The 17,829-nt window shown below is 66.5% G+C and carries 16 protein-coding genes; 8 read left to right on the top strand and 8 right to left on the bottom strand.

The window, feature by feature from the left end:
• The first annotated feature begins 40 nt into the window (after positions 1-40).
• From BSIN_RS15880 to BSIN_RS15865, 4 genes are read left to right on the top strand one after another with little or no spacing between them, the layout of a single operon-like run.
• Positions 41-877, top strand: a complete 837-nt coding sequence (locus BSIN_RS15880; protein WP_089341218.1) for a glycosyltransferase family protein — start codon at positions 41-43, stop codon at positions 875-877.
• Complete coding sequence (locus tag BSIN_RS15875) at positions 874-1,866, top strand: NAD-dependent epimerase/dehydratase family protein (protein WP_089341217.1); 993 nt, start codon at positions 874-876, stop codon at positions 1,864-1,866. Before BSIN_RS15880 ends, BSIN_RS15875 begins: the two co-directional genes overlap by 4 nt.
• On the top strand, positions 1,866-2,882 hold the full coding sequence (locus BSIN_RS15870) for an MraY family glycosyltransferase (RefSeq protein WP_089341288.1): 1,017 nt from the start codon (positions 1,866-1,868) through the stop codon (positions 2,880-2,882). The genes BSIN_RS15875 and BSIN_RS15870 overlap by 1 nt, the downstream gene beginning before the upstream one ends.
• Positions 2,883-2,900: 18 nt before the next feature.
• Entirely contained in the window at positions 2,901-4,799 is a 1,899-nt protein-coding gene (locus tag BSIN_RS15865) for a polysaccharide biosynthesis protein (RefSeq protein WP_089341216.1), read from the top strand.
• 189 nt (positions 4,800-4,988) lie between these two features.
• Here the strand turns inward: BSIN_RS15865 and BSIN_RS15860 are convergent, their stop codons facing one another.
• The 5 genes from BSIN_RS15860 to BSIN_RS15840 all read right to left on the bottom strand — a co-directional run bounded on the left by BSIN_RS15860 (position 4,989) and on the right by BSIN_RS15840 (position 10,584).
• Positions 4,989-6,098, bottom strand: coding sequence for an MraY family glycosyltransferase (locus BSIN_RS15860; RefSeq protein ID WP_059519977.1), 1,110 nt, complete (start codon positions 6,096-6,098; stop codon positions 4,989-4,991).
• A gap of 27 nt (positions 6,099-6,125) precedes the next feature.
• On the bottom strand, positions 6,126-7,148 hold the full coding sequence (gene galE, locus BSIN_RS15855) for a UDP-glucose 4-epimerase GalE (RefSeq protein ID WP_059519976.1): 1,023 nt from the start codon (positions 7,146-7,148) through the stop codon (positions 6,126-6,128).
• A gap of 13 nt (positions 7,149-7,161) precedes the next feature.
• A complete protein-coding gene (locus BSIN_RS15850; RefSeq protein ID WP_089341215.1) occupies positions 7,162-8,298 on the bottom strand; it encodes a glycosyltransferase family 4 protein in 1,137 nt (378 codons plus the stop codon).
• A 187-nt stretch (positions 8,299-8,485) separates the two neighbouring features.
• A complete protein-coding gene (locus tag BSIN_RS15845; protein WP_089341214.1) occupies positions 8,486-9,331 on the bottom strand; it encodes a glycosyltransferase in 846 nt (281 codons plus the stop codon).
• Positions 9,328-10,584, bottom strand: coding sequence for an oligosaccharide flippase family protein (locus BSIN_RS15840; RefSeq protein WP_089341213.1), 1,257 nt, complete (start codon positions 10,582-10,584; stop codon positions 9,328-9,330). Before BSIN_RS15840 ends, BSIN_RS15845 begins: the two co-directional genes overlap by 4 nt.
• A gap of 223 nt (positions 10,585-10,807) precedes the next feature.
• Between BSIN_RS15840 and BSIN_RS15835 the strand changes: the two genes are divergently transcribed.
• The 4 genes from BSIN_RS15835 (at position 10,808) to waaA (ending at position 15,694) form a co-directional block, all read left to right on the top strand.
• Positions 10,808-12,202 (top strand): phosphomannomutase/phosphoglucomutase, encoded by a 1,395-nt coding sequence (locus BSIN_RS15835; RefSeq protein ID WP_089341212.1) that lies wholly within the window; start codon positions 10,808-10,810, stop codon positions 12,200-12,202.
• A gap of 103 nt (positions 12,203-12,305) precedes the next feature.
• On the top strand, positions 12,306-13,373 hold the full coding sequence (gene waaC, locus BSIN_RS15830) for a lipopolysaccharide heptosyltransferase I (protein ID WP_173678697.1): 1,068 nt from the start codon (positions 12,306-12,308) through the stop codon (positions 13,371-13,373).
• 16 nt (positions 13,374-13,389) lie between these two features.
• Complete coding sequence (kdoO, locus tag BSIN_RS15825) at positions 13,390-14,274, top strand: Kdo hydroxylase KdoO (RefSeq protein ID WP_089341211.1); 885 nt, start codon at positions 13,390-13,392, stop codon at positions 14,272-14,274.
• Between the two features lie 34 nt (positions 14,275-14,308).
• The gene (waaA, locus tag BSIN_RS15820; RefSeq protein WP_089341210.1) at positions 14,309-15,694 is read left to right on the top strand and encodes a lipid IV(A) 3-deoxy-D-manno-octulosonic acid transferase; all 1,386 of its coding nucleotides are present in this window, start codon (positions 14,309-14,311) and stop codon (positions 15,692-15,694) included.
• A 142-nt stretch (positions 15,695-15,836) separates the two neighbouring features.
• On the opposite strand, the gene ureG is transcribed toward waaA, so the two are convergent.
• From ureG to ureE, 3 genes are read right to left on the bottom strand one after another with little or no spacing between them, the layout of a single operon-like run.
• The gene (gene ureG / locus BSIN_RS15815; protein ID WP_089341286.1) at positions 15,837-16,499 is read right to left on the bottom strand and encodes an urease accessory protein UreG; all 663 of its coding nucleotides are present in this window, start codon (positions 16,497-16,499) and stop codon (positions 15,837-15,839) included.
• Positions 16,500-16,538: 39 nt separating this feature from the next.
• Positions 16,539-17,219 carry an urease accessory protein UreF gene (locus tag BSIN_RS15810; RefSeq protein WP_089341285.1) on the bottom strand — a complete coding sequence of 227 codons (681 nt, stop codon included), beginning with the start codon at positions 17,217-17,219 and terminating at the stop codon, positions 16,539-16,541.
• A complete protein-coding gene (gene ureE, locus BSIN_RS15805) occupies positions 17,206-17,817 on the bottom strand; it encodes an urease accessory protein UreE (protein ID WP_089341209.1) in 612 nt (203 codons plus the stop codon). The genes BSIN_RS15810 and ureE overlap by 14 nt, the downstream gene beginning before the upstream one ends.
• Between the last annotated feature and the right edge of the window lie 12 nt (positions 17,818-17,829).

Below are 17,829 nucleotides of genomic sequence, written 5' to 3'. Positions count from 1 at the left end.
ACTCGCTCTGCGCCATTTGCTGATTTTTTTGTCGTAACGCATGAACGAAGTTAATCCGCTTTCGCCGGGATTGTCTGTATCGATCGTCGTCTATCAGCCGGATATGCCGGTGCTCGCCAGCACGCTTGTCAGCTTGTGTGAGGCTGTCGCGGCGTTGCGCGCGGAACGACCGGACTTGGCCGCGCATGTTTATTTGATTGACAACGGTGGCTTGCCGCGGCGCGACGTGTCGTCCCTATGGGCCGACTGCGACTGCCTGTCGTTTTCGACGATCTCGGGGCATGGCAACGTCGGGTACGGCCGAGGCCACAATCTCGTGCTCGATCGGCTCACTCATCGATACCACTTGGTGCTCAATCCGGACATCGACTTGCGCCGAGACGCGTTGATCGAGGCCCTGAACTTCCTCGACGCGCACGCTGACGTCGGCCTACTCACGCCATGCATCGACGACGAAAATGGCGGCATTCAGTATCTTTGCCGCCGCTATCCGACGCTGTTCGGCCTGTTCCTGCGCGGTTTTGCGCCGTCGTGGCTGGCGAAACCGTTCAGCCGGAGGCTTGCGCGCTACGAGATGAGAGACGTGATCAATCGCGATGACGTGGTTTGGGAGCCGCCCATCGTCAGCGGATGCTTCATGCTGTTTAGCACCGATGTGCTGCGCCGGCTGGGCGGCTTCGATCCGCGCTATTTCCTTTATTTCGAAGACTACGATCTGAGTCTGCGCGCGCATTCGGTCGCGCGGGTTGCCTATGTGCCGCAGGTGCGCGTCGTTCATCACGGCGGCGGAGCGGCGAAGAAGGGGCTTACGCACGTCAAGCTGTTCGTCGCGTCGGCTTTCAAGTTCTTCAAGCGCTTCGGTTGGAGGCTTGCGTGAGCCATATCATCGTGACGGGAGCGAACGGTTTTGTCGGGCGGGCTTTGTGCCGCCTGGCCATGGCCCGCGGGCATCGCGTGACGGCGCTCGGGCGCACGCCGAGCGCCGACCCCATCCCGGGTGTACAGCCGTGGGTGCATGCCGCGGCCGATTTCGACGGGCTCGGCAGGCAATGGCCGGTGGGGCTGAAGGCTGATTGCGTCGTGCATCTGGCCGCTAGAGTGCACGTGATGCGCGAAGAGGCGCGGCATGAGCAGGCGGCGTTCGATGCGACGAATGTCGATGGCGCGTTGCGCGTCGCACAAGCCGCGCACGACCATGGCGTGCCGCGCTTCGTTTTCGTCAGCAGTATCAAGGCTGTGGCGGAGGTCGACGGTGGCGTTGCGCTGACGGAGCAGGCCGTCGCTGCGCCGCGCGATGCGTATGGCCGCTCCAAATTGAAGGCCGAGCAGGCGCTTGACCGCCTCGCCGCGGCGACGGGGCTCGACGTGGTGGTGATGCGACCGCCACTCGTCTACGGGCCGGAGGTTAGGGCCAACTTCCTGCGGATGATGGATGCCGTTTGGGCTGGATGGCCGCTCCCGCTTGGCGCGCTCGATGCGCGGCGCAGCATGGTTTATGTAGACAATCTCGCGGACGCTCTGCTGCGTTGCGCGCTCGACCCCAGGGCTGCGCGCGGCTGCTTCCATATCGCGGACGACGATGATCCGCCGACGCTGAGCGCGCTGCTGCGGATGCTCGGCGGGCAATTGGGCCGGCCTGCCCGTTTGCTGCCGGTGCCGGCGGGCGTGCTTCGCACACTCGGCCACTGGACTAGGCGGGGCGAGCAGATCGAGCGGCTGACGGAGAATCTGCGCGTGAGTTCCGCTCATTTGCGGCAAACGCTTGGATGGCTGCCGCCCTGCACGATGCGGGATGGGCTGGCCGCGACGGCGACCTGGTATCGGTCTGAACGACAGCGCGCCGTGCGACAGAGGGCGTTTCGATGATGCAAATCGCGACGACGACGTCCGCCTGGGCCTGGGGGCTTGCGATCGCTGGCCTCGGCGCGCTCGCTTGCGGCCTGATTCTGCGGTTCCTGCTGTCGAGCGGGCTTGCATGGCGATTGGCGACCGACGTGCCGAACGCACGCTCTCTGCACGAGCGGCCGACGCCGCGCGTCGGCGGCTGGGGCATCGTGCCCGTGTGCGTCGCAGCGCTGGTCTGGCTTGCGCCGGCGTTGTGGCCGATCGGCGTGGCCGCCGCGCTGCTCGCCACGCTCTCGCAGATCGACGATCGTCGCGGGCTGCCTGCGCGCGTGCGCTTTGCCGCGCATTTCGTCGCCGTTTGCGCTTGCGTTGCGCTTTATCCGGCGGCGGTGCCTGGGTGGGCGCTGGTCGGCATCGGATTTCTGATGCTTTGGCTCGTCAATCTCTACAATTTCATGGACGGCGCGGACGGGTTGGCCGGCGGCATGGCGCTGTTCGGCTTTGGCGCGTATGCCGTCGCCGCTCAGATGGGGGCAGCGCACTCCGTCGATCTGACGATCGCGGGTGCAGCGATCGCGGGTGCAGCGTTGGGCTTTTTGCGCTTCAATTTCCATCCGGCGAAGCTATTTCTTGGCGATGCGGGTTCGATTCCGTTGGGATTTCTGGCCGGTGCGCTCGGCTATTGGGGATGGCAGGCATCGATATGGCCGATCTGGTTCCCCGCGATTGTGTTCTCGCCGTTCATTGCCGATGCATCTGTAACACTTTTGAGACGTTTGTTACGGGGCGAGAAGTTTTGGCAACCGCATCGGGAGCATTACTATCAGCGCATGGTCCGTTCCGGGCAGGGGCATGCCCGCACGGCGGTATATTGGTATCTGGTCATGCTCGTGGGCATAATGGCGGCACTTGTCGCGCTGGGCCTGCCGCCGCAACAACAATGGATAATTTTCGTCGCCTGGTATGGGGTGCTCGCATTGATGGGCATCGCTATCGATGTTCGCTGGCACCGCTTTGAAGCAGCGTCGTCGAAATAGATTCGAGGTTAGTCGCCAATGTTTCGTTCCAAAGCGTCGTGGTTGTCGCTGGGCGTGTTTTTGTTCGATCTGGCGGCAGTTGCCTGCGTCTGGCTCAGCGCTTATCTTGTGCGCTTCAACGGCGTGATTCCGCCGGCCTTTCTGCACAGCGCGCTTTTCGCGCTCGTTTGGGTTTTGCCGGTCTACGGGCTGTTGTTTCATGCGTTTGGCTTGTATCGCGGGCTGTGGGTTTTCGCGAGCCTGCCTGATCTGCTGCGCATTTCGAAGGCCGTCGGCGGCGGGGCGCTGATCGTGATGGTGGGAGCCGTGATGTTGCAGCCGGTTCCGATCATTCCGCGCTCGGTGCTCGTTTTGTCGCCGCTGCTGCTGATGCTTGGCATGGGTGGCACGCGCGCACTGTATCGCACCATCAAGGAAATCTACCTGTACGGCGGCCTTGTCGGACAAGGCAAGCCGGTGCTCGTGCTCGGCGCCGGCACGGCCGGCGCGAACCTGGCGCGCGAGCTGTCGCGCTCCGGCGAGTGGCGTCTTGTCGGCCTGCTCGACGACGATGCGACAAAGCAGGGCCGTGAAGTCTACGGCTACAAGGTGCTCGGTCCGATCGGCGATCTCGCGCACTGGACCGAGACGACCAAGGTCGAATACGCGATCATCGCGATTCCGTCCGCGCCGGTCGAAGTGCAGCGCCGCGTCGCGACGCTGTGCGTGCGGGCAGGCGTGAAGGCGCTGGTGCTGCCGTCGCTGAAGGCGCTGATGCCGGGCCAGGGCATTCTGTCTCAAATTCGCCAGATCGACCTCGAAGACCTGCTCGGCCGCGACGCCGTGACGATCGACACGCCGCACGTCGAAGCGCTGCTGCGCGGCCGCGTCGTGATGGTCACGGGCGCCGGCGGCTCGATCGGCTCGGAACTCTGCCGTCAGATTCTGAGGTTCCAGCCCGCGCAACTGATCGCGTTCGATCTGTCCGAATATGCGATGTACCGGCTCACGGAAGAGCTGCGCGAGCGCTTCCCCGATCAGCCCGTCGTGCCGATCATCGGCGATGCGAAGGATTCGCTGCTGCTCGATCAGGTGATGTCGCGCTATGCGCCGCATATCGTGTTCCACGCGGCCGCTTACAAGCACGTGCCGCTGATGGAGGAACTCAATGCGTGGCAGGCGCTGCGCAACAACGTGCTCGGCACCTATCGGGTCGCGCGCGCGGCGATTCGTCAGGACGTCAGGCATTTCGTGCTGATTTCGACCGACAAGGCCGTCAATCCGACGAACGTGATGGGCGCGAGCAAGCGCCTGGCCGAGATGGCGTGCCAGGCATTGCAGCAGACGAGCACGCGCACGCAGTTCGAAACGGTGCGCTTTGGCAACGTGCTCGGCAGCGCGGGCAGCGTGATCCCGAAATTCCAGCAGCAGATCGCGAAGGGCGGCCCGGTGACGGTCACGCATCCGGAGATCACGCGCTTTTTCATGACGATTCCGGAAGCGTCGCAATTGGTGCTGCAGGCGTCGAGCATGGGGCAGGGCGGCGAGATCTTCATCCTCGACATGGGCGAGCCGGTGAGGATCGTCGATCTCGCGCGCGATCTGATTCGTCTGTATGGCTTCACCGAGGACCAGATCCGCATCGAGTTCAGCGGTCTGCGTCCGGGCGAGAAGCTCTACGAGGAACTGCTCGCCGATGACGAAACGACTACCCGCACGCCGCATCCGAAGCTGCGTACCGCGAAGGCGCGCGAAGTGCCCGACCATCTGCTCGACGAATTGCTGCCGTGGCTGATGCAGCACCGGGTGCTGAGCGACGACGAGGTGCGGCGCGATCTGCGCCGCTGGGTGCCGGAATATCAGCCGGCGGTCGGCCCGACGCTGCAGAGCGTGCCGCCCGCCGCGGGCCGCGCCGGCAGCCGCGGCCGGGAGGCGTGAGCGGGCCGTTGCCGGTCAAGTTGCGACGGGTAGGATCGGCGCGGGCGGTACGCCGTAGCGGGCGGGGCCGCGCGAGGACGCAGCCGGTATCGTGGCAAGGCAATCGCTGAGCTTGCCCGGCTATTCGCAGGCGGGTGAATCATCGACGTAAAAAAGCGCGCGCAGGATTTTCTGCTCGCGCTTTTTTTGTCACTGTTTCGGCAGATGCTGCTTGCGCACGACCATCCAGCGCGGCGACTTGAAGCGCACGATGCTCATGTACAGCCATACGTAGGTCACGGCGAACACGATCACGAATGCGAACAGATGGATCGTGTGCTGCCAGAAGAGCGTCGCGGGAATGATCGCGATCAGACACAGCAGCCACAGGTATGGCGACGTCAGCGAGTTCCGGCGCGTGAGTTCATGCGCGGCGCGCGTGCCGACCGCCCAGCGCATCAGCCGCTTGTAGATCAGCATGTGCAGATGCACGCCGTCCGGGATGCCGGGCGACATGCCGCGCACGAATTTCTTCCGGTAGATCGAGAAGCAGGTCTCGAAGATCGGATACATGAAGAGCAGCACCGGATACCACGCGGACACTTCGCGGTGCCGCATCACGAGCGAGATCGAAAGCTCGGCGAGCATGAAGCCGATGAAGTAGGCGCCGCCGTCGCCGAGGAAGATCAGGCCGGCCGGGAAATTCCAGATGAAAAATCCCATGATCGCGCCCATCATCACGAACGACGCGGACATCACGACCGGATCGCGGACCTGGAACGCGACGTAGGCGAGCGATGCGAACATCATGAACGTGACCATCGAAGCCAGGCCGTTGAAGCCGTCGATGATGTTGACCGCGTTGGCGAGCGCGGCGACCGCAAGCACCGTGATCGCGGCCGAGATGGCGGCGTAGCCAAGCAGGAAATCCAGCGGCGGCACGCTGATGCGCGTGATCGCGACGCCCATCAGCACGAACGCGAGCGCCGCGGCCGCCATCGTGCACACGAGGCGCGCGGCGGGCGTGACCTTTTTCGTCAGATCCTCGATCAGTCCCGAAGCGAAAGCGGGCAATCCGCACGCGGCGAGCCCGAGGATGCTGCCGGCGATCGCCGGATACTTGCGCGACAACAGCGCGGTGCCAACCGTCAACCCGAGCAGAATGCCGATGCCGCCGACGCGCGGCACCGGCCGCGCGTGGAATTTCTGCACGCCGGCAAGATCGTTGTCGATCGAAAATTTCTCGTGCAGATGCGCATAGCGGACGATGAGCAGCGTGACGAGAAGCGAGACGATGAAACCGGCGGCGAAACTGAGCATGAGCGTGCCCGCGAATTGGACAGCGGATTATACAAAACCCTTGGGGTTGTTTTCCTGCCATCGCCAGTGGTCGGCGCACATGCGCTCGAGATCGTACTCGGCCTGCCAGCCGATGATCTGCTTGGCGGCGGCCGGGTTTGCGTAGCACTCGGCGACGTCGCCCGGTCGGCGTGCGACGAGTTCGTATGGCACCGGTTTGCCCGAGGCCGCCTCGAACGCGCGCACGACTTCGAGCACGCTGTAGCCGCGGCCCGTGCCGAGATTGACGGTCAGGCTCGCATCGCGCTTGTCGAGCGCGTCGAGCGCGGCGATGTGGCCGCGTGCGAGGTCGACGACGTGGATATAGTCGCGCACGCCGGTACCGTCGGGCGTCGGGTAGTCGCTGCCGAACACGCGCAGTTTCTCGAGCTTGCCGACCGCGACCTGCGCGACATACGGCATCAGATTGTTCGGAATGCCGGCCGGGTCCTCGCCGATGAGGCCGCTCGCATGCGCGCCGACCGGATTGAAATAGCGCAGCGTCGCGACGCGCCATTGCGGATCGGCGATTTCGACGTCGCGCAGGATCTGCTCGGCCATCAGCTTGGTCTGGCCGTATGGGTTGGTCGCCGACAGCGGGAACGATTCGTCGATCGGCGAGCGCTCGGGCACGCCGTAGACGGTTGCCGACGAGCTGAACACGATGCGCTTTGCATTGCGCTCGCGCATCACGCGCAGCAGCGCGAGCAGGCTGTCGAGGTTGTTCCGGTAGTACTCGACGGGCTTCGCGACCGATTCGCCGACCGCCTTCAGCGCGGCAAAATGAATCGCCGCCGTGATCGGGTGCGCGTCGAACACGCGCTCGAGCGCGGCTTCGTCGCGCACGTCGATTTCATGGAACGCGGGCGTCTTGCCGGTGATCTGCGCGATCCGTGCGATCGCTTCGCGCTTGCTGTTGACGAGGTTGTCGGCGATCACGACGTCGTAGCCGTAATCGAGCAGTTCGACGGCGGTATGGGATCCGATGTAGCCCGCACCGCCCGTGACGAGGATCGTGCCCTTCGTGCTCATGCTGGTTGCTCCGTCAAAGTGTGACGCCCGTCAGGGCGGAAATGGTTCGATGATAACGCTCGACGACTTTCGCCTCGTCGAACTCATGAGCGACCTTTTGCCGGCCGCGCTCGCCCATCGCGCGGCGCTCGGCCACGCTCATGTCGAGCATGCGCGCGAGCGCGGCGGCAAGGCTCGCGCTGTCGCGCGCCGCGCACAACAAGCCCGTGACGCCGTCGTCGACGACATCGCGGCAGCCCGGCACGTCGGTCGCGACGATCGGCCGACCCATCGCCGACGCTTCCATCAGCGTGCGCGGCACGCCTTCGCGGTATGACGGCAGCACCACGCAGTCGGCGCGCGCGATGTACGGGCGCACGTCGTGCGTCTCGCCGAGATAGTCGATCATGCCGTCGCGTGTCCATGCATCGACGTCGGCCTGCGAGATCGCGCTCGGATTGTCCACGCCGACGGGGCCGAGCAGCGCGAAGCGCGCATGCGCATAGCGCGTGCGCAGCGCGCGCGCCGCATCGACGTATTCGCGCACGCCCTTGTCCCACAGCAGGCGTCCGATCAGTACGAACGTGAATGTGTCGCGCGCGGGCAGCGGCGTGAGCGCGAACTGATCGAGATCGACGCCTTCGCCGTGCAGCAGCCGCGCGCGCTCGGGATGCGCGAGCAGGCGCTCGCGCTCGAACGTGTCGAGATCGTCGCGGTTCAGGAACCAGACCTCGCGCGGGAAACGGAACGCGAAGCGGTAGAGGCGCTTGGCGATTTGCGCAGCGCGGCTGGGCTGAATGAATACGTAACCGAGGCCCGTCGTCACCGCGACCGACGGCACGCGTGCGAGCCGCGCCGCGATCGAGCCGTAGATGTTGGGCTTGATCGTGTAATGGAACACGAGATCGGGACGGATGTCGCGATACGCGCGGTACAGCGCGCCGAGCGTGCGCAGATCCTCGCGCGGGCTCGTGCCTTTCGATGCGATGGGCAACTCGACGTAGCGGCAGCCCATTTGCACCAGCAGCTCGACGGTGCGATCGCGCGGCGCAAGCACCGTGACTTGCGCGCCGCGCGCGGTGAGCATCCGGATCAGGCCGTGCCGGTAGGTGTAGATCGCCCATGCGGTATTGCAGACGAGGACGATGCGCAAGGCGGCGGGGGCGTTCATGAGCGTGGCGCGACGTCGGAACGGCGCGTGCGTGCCGATACCGCGCGCGCGGGCAGCGGTCGACGTGCGCGGCCTGGGGTGTCCGAGGGCGGGCGCGTTGGGCTGCCGGAAGGCCGCGGCCGAAGGCTGCTGGTGTTGGGCAAAAATGAGGCGAGTGTCATGTCGGGCAAAAATACGTGGCGGCGCGTCACGCTGGCGCACGCCGCGCGAACAACCTGCGCTTGATACGCTGCAACAGCGTATACGGCGTCACGAAATGCAGCAGGTTCTTCGCGAGGCCGAGCCAGTCGCACGGGTTGAGCGCGTCGAAGTGGCGCACGACGAGGGCGAGCGTCGACACAATCTGCCGGCGTCGCTTGGTCGCGCTGATGCCGCCCTCGTTCAATTCGTAATACAAACCGAGTTCGGGTAAATTCGCGCAATCGTAACGTTCCATCAGCCGCAAGAAAATATCGAGATCCTCCGCGGCGCGATATTTAACGCGATAGTTGCCTACCGCACGCACCGCGTCGATATCGAGCATCACCGAAGGGTGCACGAGCGGCGAGCGCAAAAAGCGCGTGCGGCGCAGCGCGGCGGGCTCGGCGGGCGGGGTCAGCATGAAGAGTGCCCGGCCGTCGCGCGAGACCACCTGCGTCCACATCCCGACGCACGCGACGCGCGGGTGCGCGGCGAGATACGCGCGCTGCTTCGCGAGCCGGTGCGGCACGGCGAGATCGCCTGCGTCGATGCGCGCCGCGTAGCGGAAGCCGCGCGCGGCGAGCGCGTCGATGCCGGCGGCGAGCGCGCGCTCGATGCCGCCGTTTTGCGGCATCCGCAGCACGTCGATCGACAGGCCGGGCAGCTGCGGCGCGACGATCGGCGGCGTGCTGCCGTCGTCGACGATGAGCACGCGCACGCCCGCGTCCTCGCGCAACGACGCGAGCGTGCGCACGAGATCGTCCTGAGCGTTGTAGGCGGGGATCAGCACCGCGACGTCGTCGAGCGAGCGGGCGGCGCCGTGCGTATCGGGCAAGTCGGGTGCGGGCGTCATGGGCGCAGCTTCAAGCGGATATAGTAGAAATTGACGGCCGCCGCGGCGAGATAGCCGGCCGCGAGGCCGGCGAGCGCGCCGTGCGGCCCGGCGCGCTCAATCGCGATCAGATTGACGAGCGCCGCGAGCGCCAGGGCGATCACCCATTTCGCGAGCAACACGAATTTCGCCTGATATTTGAGCACGACGAGATTGCTGATCGCCTCGATGCCCGCCGGCACCGACAGCCACACCGCCCAGCGGAAGATTTCGACCGCGCTGTCAAAGCCGGACCCGAACACCTTGCGGATGATGAAACCCGCGAGCAGGTCGAGCACGAGCGCGCCCGAGATCATCAGCGCGGCGGTCATGCCGACGAGCCGCCGGATGTTGCGGGCGAGCTGCGCGGCGTCGTGCACGCGATAGACGAACGCGGGCGCGATCGTCTGCGCGAGCATCAGCGCGAGCGTGATCCAGTTCTCGTTCAACTGCTGCGCGGCTGCATAGCGGCCGAGTTCGGCGAACGTCACGTAGCGCTCGAGCATGAGCCGGTCGAGCTTCAGAAACAGGTACATGCAGACGAGGCCGAGCCAGAACACGGTGCCGGTCGTCGCGAACTCGCGCACGAGCGGCCGCTCGATGCGCCAGCCGAGCACGCCGCCATGCTTGGCGCGGTAGTACGCGATCAGCGCGCCCGCGATCAGCGCGGCTTCGAGCGCCCACAGCCAGCCGAAGAGTGCCGGCGCGACGCTCGCGCGCACCAGCAGCCAGACGAGCGCCATTTTCAGGAGCGCGGCCGCGATGCTCGCGACGAGCTGCGGCTTGCTGTAAGTCATGCTCTGCAGCCACGCGTTGACGACGCCGACAAACGGCTCGCGCAGCGCGAGCGTGAGCGCGAGCCCGACGAGCATCGCGCCGACGAGCGGATCGAGCGCGCCCGCGGCGATTGCCGCCCACGTGAGCGCGAGCGCCGCGACCGACACCGCGAAGCGCAGCGCGAACGCGCTGCCGAGCACGGCGCCCAACTCCGCGCCGCTGCGCTGGACGATCGTAGGCACCAGGATTTCGGCGCCGCATACCCACGTGAGCGGGGCGAGCACGAGCAGCAGCGTGTTCGCGTACTGCCATTTGCCGAACGCGTCCGGACCGAAATAGCGGGCGAGCAGCCCGCTCACGACGATCGCGACGCCGATTTGCGTGACGCGCTCGATGCCGAGCCAAGCCAGGTTGGCGACGGCTCGCCCGACCTCGGGATTGGCGATCCGCTTCAGCATAAAAGAATTGAAAAGGAAACTGTATCCAAGATCACCGAACGCGCTGTATTAATGAACGGTTTTGCTGCAATGAAGCAACTAGGCATTAGAATGAGATGATCCGTTAGTGCGATCGGCTTGCCGCAAACCTGCAATTATAAATTGTCCGGGGTTCGCGGCAGCCGGCGCCAGATGTTCCGTCCGGGGCGGCAAATTTTTCCAATGCAAGACTGAGAGTGAATCGATGATTTCCCAATCCATTTTCAAGGCATACGATATTCGGGGCGTGATCGGCAAGACGCTCGATGCCGACGTCGCTCGCGCGATCGGCCGTGCGTTCGGCAGCGAAGTGCGCGCAGCCGGCGGCGACGCCGTGGTGATCGCGCGCGACGGCCGCCTGTCCGGGCCGCAGTTGTCGGCCGCGCTTGCCGACGGGCTGCGTGCCGCGGGCGTCGACGTGGTCGACGTCGGCATGGTGCCGACGCCGGTCGGCTACTTCGCGGCAAGCGTGCCGCTCGCGCTCAAGGCGGGCGAGCGCCGGGTCGATTCGTGCATCGTCGTCACCGGCAGCCACAATCCGCCCGACTACAACGGCTTCAAGATGGTGCTGCGCGGCGCGGCGATCTACGGCGAGCAGATCCAGGCGCTCTACAAGCGGATCGTCGACGAGCGCTTCGAAAGCGGCAGTGGCGCTTACGAGCAGTACGACGTCGCCGACCAGTACGTCGAGCGGATCACGAGCGACATCAAGCTGGCGCGGCCGCTGAAGCTCGTGGTCGACGCGGGCAACGGCGTGGCCGGCCCGCTCGCCACGCGCCTGTTCAAGGCGCTCGGCTGCGAGCTGGTCGAGCTTTATACGGATATCGACGGCAATTTCCCGAACCATCATCCGGACCCGGCGCACCCGGAGAACCTCGAGGACGTGATCGGCAAGCTCAGGCAAACCGATGCCGAGATCGGCTTCGCGTTCGACGGCGACGGCGATCGCCTGGGCGTCGTCACGAAGGACGGCCAGATCATCTATCCGGATCGTCAGTTGATGCTGTTCGCGCAGGAAGTGCTGTCGCGCAATCCGGGCGCGCAGATCATCTACGACGTCAAATGCACGCGCAATCTCGCGCACTGGGTGCGCGAGAAGGGCGGCGAGCCGCTGATGTGGAAGACGGGCCACTCGCTCGTGAAGGCCAAGCTGCGCGAGACCGGCGCGCCGCTGGCAGGCGAGATGAGCGGCCACGTGTTCTTCAAGGATCGCTGGTACGGTTTCGACGACGGCCTCTACACCGGCGCGCGGCTGCTCGAGATTCTCGCGCGCGTCGCGGACCCGAGCGCGCTGCTCAACGGCCTGCCGAATGCGGTGTCGACGCCCGAGCTGAACCTGAAGCTCGAAGAAGGCGAGAACGTGAAGCTGATCGACGCGCTGCGCGCGAACGCGAAGTTCGACGGCGCGGACGAGATCGTGACGATTGACGGGCTGCGCGTCGAGTATCCGGACGGCTTCGGCCTTGCGCGCTCGTCGAACACGACGCCCGTTATCGTGCTGCGCTTCGAGGCGACCACCGCCGATGGGCTCGCACGCATTCAGGACGATTTCCGCCGTGCGCTGAAGGCGGCCAAGCCGGACGCGGACCTGCCGTTCTGAGCGACAGCGCGGCGCGCAACCGCGGTTGCGCGCCGTGCTTGCGTTTTCGCAAGCTTTGCCGACAAAAGCGGCGACGCCAGCGGGCGTTCGCCGCTTTTTGTCTATGTCGGCCGCCGGGCGCGATAAAATCCGTCCTTTCGGCCTCGAGCCGGCCTGCGCCGGCTTTGTTTTCAGCGTGCAAAAAATTCTGATCGTGCGCGTGTCGTCGTTGGGCGACGTCGTGCATAACATGCCGGTGATCGCCGACATCCGCCGGCATCATCCCGATGCGCGGATCGACTGGCTCGTCGAGGAAGGGTTCGCCGATCTCGTCGGACTCGTCGACGGCGTGCGCAACGTGCTGCCATTCTCGCTGCGGCGCTGGCGCAAACGGCTCGGCTGCGTCGCGACGTGGCGTGAGATCGGCGCATTCAGGCGCCGGCTTGCGGAGGAGCGCTACGACCTCGTGATCGACTGCCAGGGGCTTATCAAGACCGCGTGGGTCGCGAGCTGGGCGCGCGGCCCGCTCATCGGCCTTGGCAACCGCACCGACGGCGCCGGCTACGAATGGCCGGTGCGCTTCTTCTATCGCCGGCGTGTGCCGATCGCGCCGCGCACGCACGTCGTCGAACGCTCGCGGCAGCTCGTCGCGGCGGCACTGGGCGTTCCGGCGCCCGCGCCCGGCGATCCGGTCGATTTCGGGCTGAACACGGCGGCCGCGTCGCGCGCGCTCGCCACGCTCGATCTGAACTTGCCCGTGCCGTATGTGGTGTTCGTGCATGCGACGTCGCGCACCGACAAGCAATGGCCCGACGACGCATGGCTGGCGCTGGGCGAGGCGCTTGTGCGACGCGGCATGTCGCTCGTGCTGCCGTGGGGCAGCGACGCCGAGCGCGCGACGAGCGAGCGGCTCGCCAACGCGTTCGGCGCGGCGGCCATCGTGCCGCCGAAGCTGTCGCTGCCCGCTGTGGTTGGTCTGATCGACGGCGCAGCGGCGACGGTCGGCGTCGATACGGGCCTCGTCCACATCGCGGCGGCGCTCAAGCGCCCGACCGTCGAACTGTACAATTTCGCGACGGCTTGGCGCACGGGCGGCTACTGGTCGCCCAACGTCGTCAACCTCGGCACGGCGGGCGCGCCGCCGTCCCTTTCGCAGGTGAAGGACGCGCTCGCGTCGTTCGGCTTGCTGTAATTCCTGACGCGATCTCATGAGCGAATCCCAGATCATCCATATCGACTCCGCCGACTGGAGCGGCCAGCGCTTGTCCGTGCCGCGCGAGCAACTGCTTGCCGCGCTCGAGGACGGCAAGGTGCTGTTTTTCCCGCATTTGCGCTTTCCGATCGACGGCGGCGAGGAAGCGCTGCTCGATCCGGCGCTTGCCGATCCGAAGCGCAAGAACATCAGCCTCGCGCCGATGGGCGGCGCGCTCGCCGGCGTGATCGGCGATGCGGTCACGCAATCGGCGGTGCGCGCGCTGGTCGCGCGCTTCGCGCAGCATGCATGCACGCTCGTCGACGGGCTGTTGCCCGAATACCACGGCAAGCTGCGCGTCGCGCCGACGAGCCTGCGCCTCATGCAGGTCGAGACGCGGCAGACGTCGTGGCGCAAGGACGACAGCCGCTTGCACGTCGACGCGTTTCCGTCGCGGCCTAATTATGGCGAGCGCATCCTGCGCGTGTTCACGAACGTGAATCCGGCAGGCGTGCCGCGCGTGTGGCGCGTTGGCGAGCCGTTCGAGGACGTCGCAAAGCGCTTCTTGCCGCGGATCAGGCCGCAACTGCCGGGCTCGGCGTTTCTGCTCGCGCTGCTGCGCGTGACGAAGACCAAGCGCAGCGCGTATGACCATCTGATGCTGAACCTGCACGACTGCATGAAGGCCGATCTCGACTATCAAAGGACGAGCCCGCAACAAACCATGCCGTTTCCGCCCGGCAGCGTATGGGTGTGCTTTTCCGATCAAACGTCGCACGCGGTGATGTCCGGCCAGTTCATGCTCGAGCAGACGTTCTTTTTGCCGGTGGATTCGATGGTGCGTCCCGAGCGCGCGCCGCTCGGCATTCTCGAACGTTTGACGGGCAGGACGCTCGTTTGAGCGCGCGCGACGTTTCGGCGGGAGCGCCCGGGCGATGTTGAGAGCGATCTATCGTGTGCTGTGGTGGCTGATCGCGCCGGCCGCGGTGTTGCGTCTGCTATGGCGCTCGCGGCGCGAGCGCGGCTATCGCGAACATATCGGCGAGCGCTTCGGCTATGGGCCGGGGCGCGCGGGCGCGCGCGGCGTCGACGAACGCACGCCGATCGTGTGGGTGCATGCGGTGTCGGTCGGCGAGACGCGCGCCGCTCAACCGCTGATCGATGCGCTGCTGTGCGCGCGCCCGGATGTGCGCATCCTGCTCACGCATATGACGCCGGGCGGCCGTGCAACGGGCGAGCAGCTATTCGGCTCTCGCGTGCTGCGCTGTTACCTGCCTTATGACCTGCCGCTTGCGGTGCGGCGTTTTCTGCGCGCATGGCAGCCGTCGCTGGGCCTCGTGATGGAGACCGAGGTGTGGCCGACGCTGATCGACGAATGCCGCCGCGCCGACGTGCCGCTCGTGCTGACGAACGCGCGGATGTCGGCGCGCTCGTTCAAGCGCGCGGCGAAGTTCGGCGCGGCCGTGCGCGACGTGTTCGGCGGTTTCTCGCGCGTGCTCGCGCAGAGCCCGGCCGATGCCGAGCGGCTGAATGCGCTCGGCGCGCGCAACGTCGCGGTGCTCGGCAATCTGAAGTTCGATATGGCGCCGCCGCCCGAGCTTGCCGCGCGCGGGCGCGCGTGGCGCGCGGCGATTGGCAACCGGCCGGTGTGGATTGCGGCGAGCACGCGCGATGGCGAGGAAGCGCTCGTGCTCGATGCGTTCGCCGCGATGAACACGCCCGGCGCGCTGCTGGTGCTCGTGCCGCGCCATCCCCAGCGTTTTGCCGAAGTCGCGGCGCTCGTCGAGCGTCGCGGGCTGCGTTGCATGAGGCGCACCGAATGGGCGGACGACGGCGCTGCCGCGGCGGCCGGCCGGCCGGCCGCCGCGCCGCTGCCGGCGGATGTCGCGGTGCTGCTCGGCGATTCGATGGGCGAACTGGTGGCGTATTACGCAGCCGCGGACCTCGCGTTCATCGGCGGCAGCCTGCTGCCGCTCGGCGGGCAGAATCTGATCGAAGCGTGCGCGGTGGGCGTGCCGGTGCTGATTGGGCCGCACGTGTTCAATTTCACGCAGGCGACGGCCGACGCGGTCGCGGCAGGCGCTTGTGTGCAGGTGCAGGATACGGCGGAGCTTGCGCGCACGGCCGATGCACTGTTCGCCGACCATCCGCGCCGCACGGCGATGGGCGCGGCCGGCGCGGCGTTCGCCGCGCGGCACCGCGGCGCGACCGCGCGCACGATCGACGTGCTGAGCGCGTTGCTGCCGCCGCCGCGAGTCGCAAGCGCGGCCGGCGGCGATGTGGCCGGTATCGACGAAGAGGCGGGCGGGCTCGGCGCCTGAGCGCCGGATGGCGGCAGGTTATCGTGCGGTGCGGATGCGCGGCGGCTGCCAGCCCGGCTCCAGCTTCCGCGCCGGCCGTCGCGCGCGGCCGCGCAGCTGCGGCTGCTGCCGCGCACGCCAATGGGCGCGCCGTTGCCGGACGTCAGACGCTCAGCAATCCTTTCTTCTCGATGAACGCGATCACGTCGGCGACGCCGTCGAGCGCTTTCAGATTGCACATCACATACGGGCGCTCGCCGCGCATTTTCTTCGTGTCGGCGGCCATCACGTCGAGATTCGCGCCGACGAGCGGCGCGAGGTCCGTTTTGTTGATCACGAGCAAATCCGACTTCGTGATGCCGGGCCCGCCCTTGCGCGGAATCTTTTCGCCGCCCGCGACATCGATCACGTAGATCGTCAGATCGGACAACTCCGGGCTGAATGTCGCGGCGAGGTTGTCGCCGCCGGATTCGATGAATACGATGTCCGCCTGCGGAAAACGCGCGAGCATGCGCTCGACGGCTTCCAGATTGATCGATGCGTCTTCGCGAATCGCCGTGTGCGGGCAGCCGCCCGTCTCGACGCCCATGATCCGCTCCTCCGGCAGCGCGCCCGCGACGGTCAGCAGCCGTTGATCCTCCTTCGTATAAATATCGTTCGTGATCGCGACGAGGTCATAGCGATCTCGCATGCCCTTGCAGAGCATTTCGAGCAGCGTCGTCTTGCCGGAGCCGACCGGGCCGCCGATGCCCACTCGCAACGGCGAAAGTTTTTTCGTGCGGCGGGTCGCCGTGGAGGCGGGAACGTTTAACGCAGGTGTGTTCATGATGATCGGGATGCTTAGGCGATTCATGCGAACCGCGGCTTAGGAGCGGAACAGGCGAGAGTATTGCGATTCGTGGCGCGCGGACAGAATGCCGAGCTGCGGCGCGAACGTGTTGATCGCGGCAGGCGGCGTCGCGAGCGCGCGGCGCACGGCGTCGCGGATCGGCTCGCGCAGCGCCGCGATGATCTTCTGGCCGGCCAGTTGGCCGAGCGGCACCGCTTTGATCGCGGCGGCCGTTTGATTCTCGATCCAGCCGAATGCGTAGGCCGCGAGCGTCGCATCGGGGCTCGCATCGTGCGCAGCGGCGGCGAACGCGAACGCGCTCGGCAGCGCGATGGGCGACAGGCGCGCGAGCGTCGCACGACGTGCGGCATCGCCCCATTCGAGCGACACGCAAAGCTGGGCGAGCGACCAGCCCATCTGCTCGGTTTCGCGACGCAGTTCCGCCGATTCGCGGCTCGCGACGAACTCGTCGTTCGCGGTGGCGAGCGCATCGGCATCGTGCGTGCGCCAGCGTTCGAGCTGATGCGCGAGCAACGGCAGTTCGCCATGCGCGAGCACGTCGGCGAGGCCGCTTGCGATCCAGTCGCGCACGCCATCGGCATCGCGGATCAGCGCCGTATCGAGCGCGGCCTCGAGCCCTTGCGAATAGCTGTACGCGCCGATCGGCAGCGCCGGCGACGCCAGATGCAGCAGCGCGACGAGTTCAGTCGTGTCGATGGCCATGAGCGTGCGAGCAGGAAGGACCATGCTGGTGATCGTGATCGTGATCGTGATCGTGCGAGTGCGAGTGCGAGTGCCCGTGGTGCTCGCCGTACACCTGCTGCGCGAGCGCGTAATCTTCGGCAAACGTCGCATCGTGGCCGTGCCGGTGCCCGCCGCCATAAGCGCCGGCTTCGGGCTGGAACGGCGCGTGCGTGCGTTCGACCGTGGTTCCGAGGCGCGTCAGCATGTCGGCGAGCACGGGATCGTATTCGAGCTTCAGATAATCGGCGCCCACTTCGATAGGCGTATGCCGGTTGCCGAGGTGATAGGCGGCGCGCGTGAGCGTCAGGGTATCGGCGGCGCGCACGACGAGCACGGCTTGCGCGGCCGCGGCCACGCGCACCAGTGCGCCGTCGTCGGCGACGAGCACGTCGCCGTCGGCGAGCACCGTGCCGCGCGGCAGCACGAGCGCGATTTCCTCGCCGTTGTCCAGCGTTGCGGCGAGCCGGCTTTTGCAGCGCGCATCGTAGGTGAGCGTGAGGGTCGGCGCGCGCGCGACGAGCGACTCAGCAAGTTTCACGTGCGGGGCGATACGTTTGTCGATCGTGCGCATGGTCGGTTATTC

It is taken from the genome of Burkholderia singularis, assembly GCF_900176645.1.
In the GTDB taxonomy this organism is placed as follows: domain Bacteria; phylum Pseudomonadota; class Gammaproteobacteria; order Burkholderiales; family Burkholderiaceae; genus Burkholderia; species Burkholderia singularis.
Note: the sequence above shows the minus strand (reverse complement) of the source record. Positions and strands in the feature narration are given on the sequence as shown.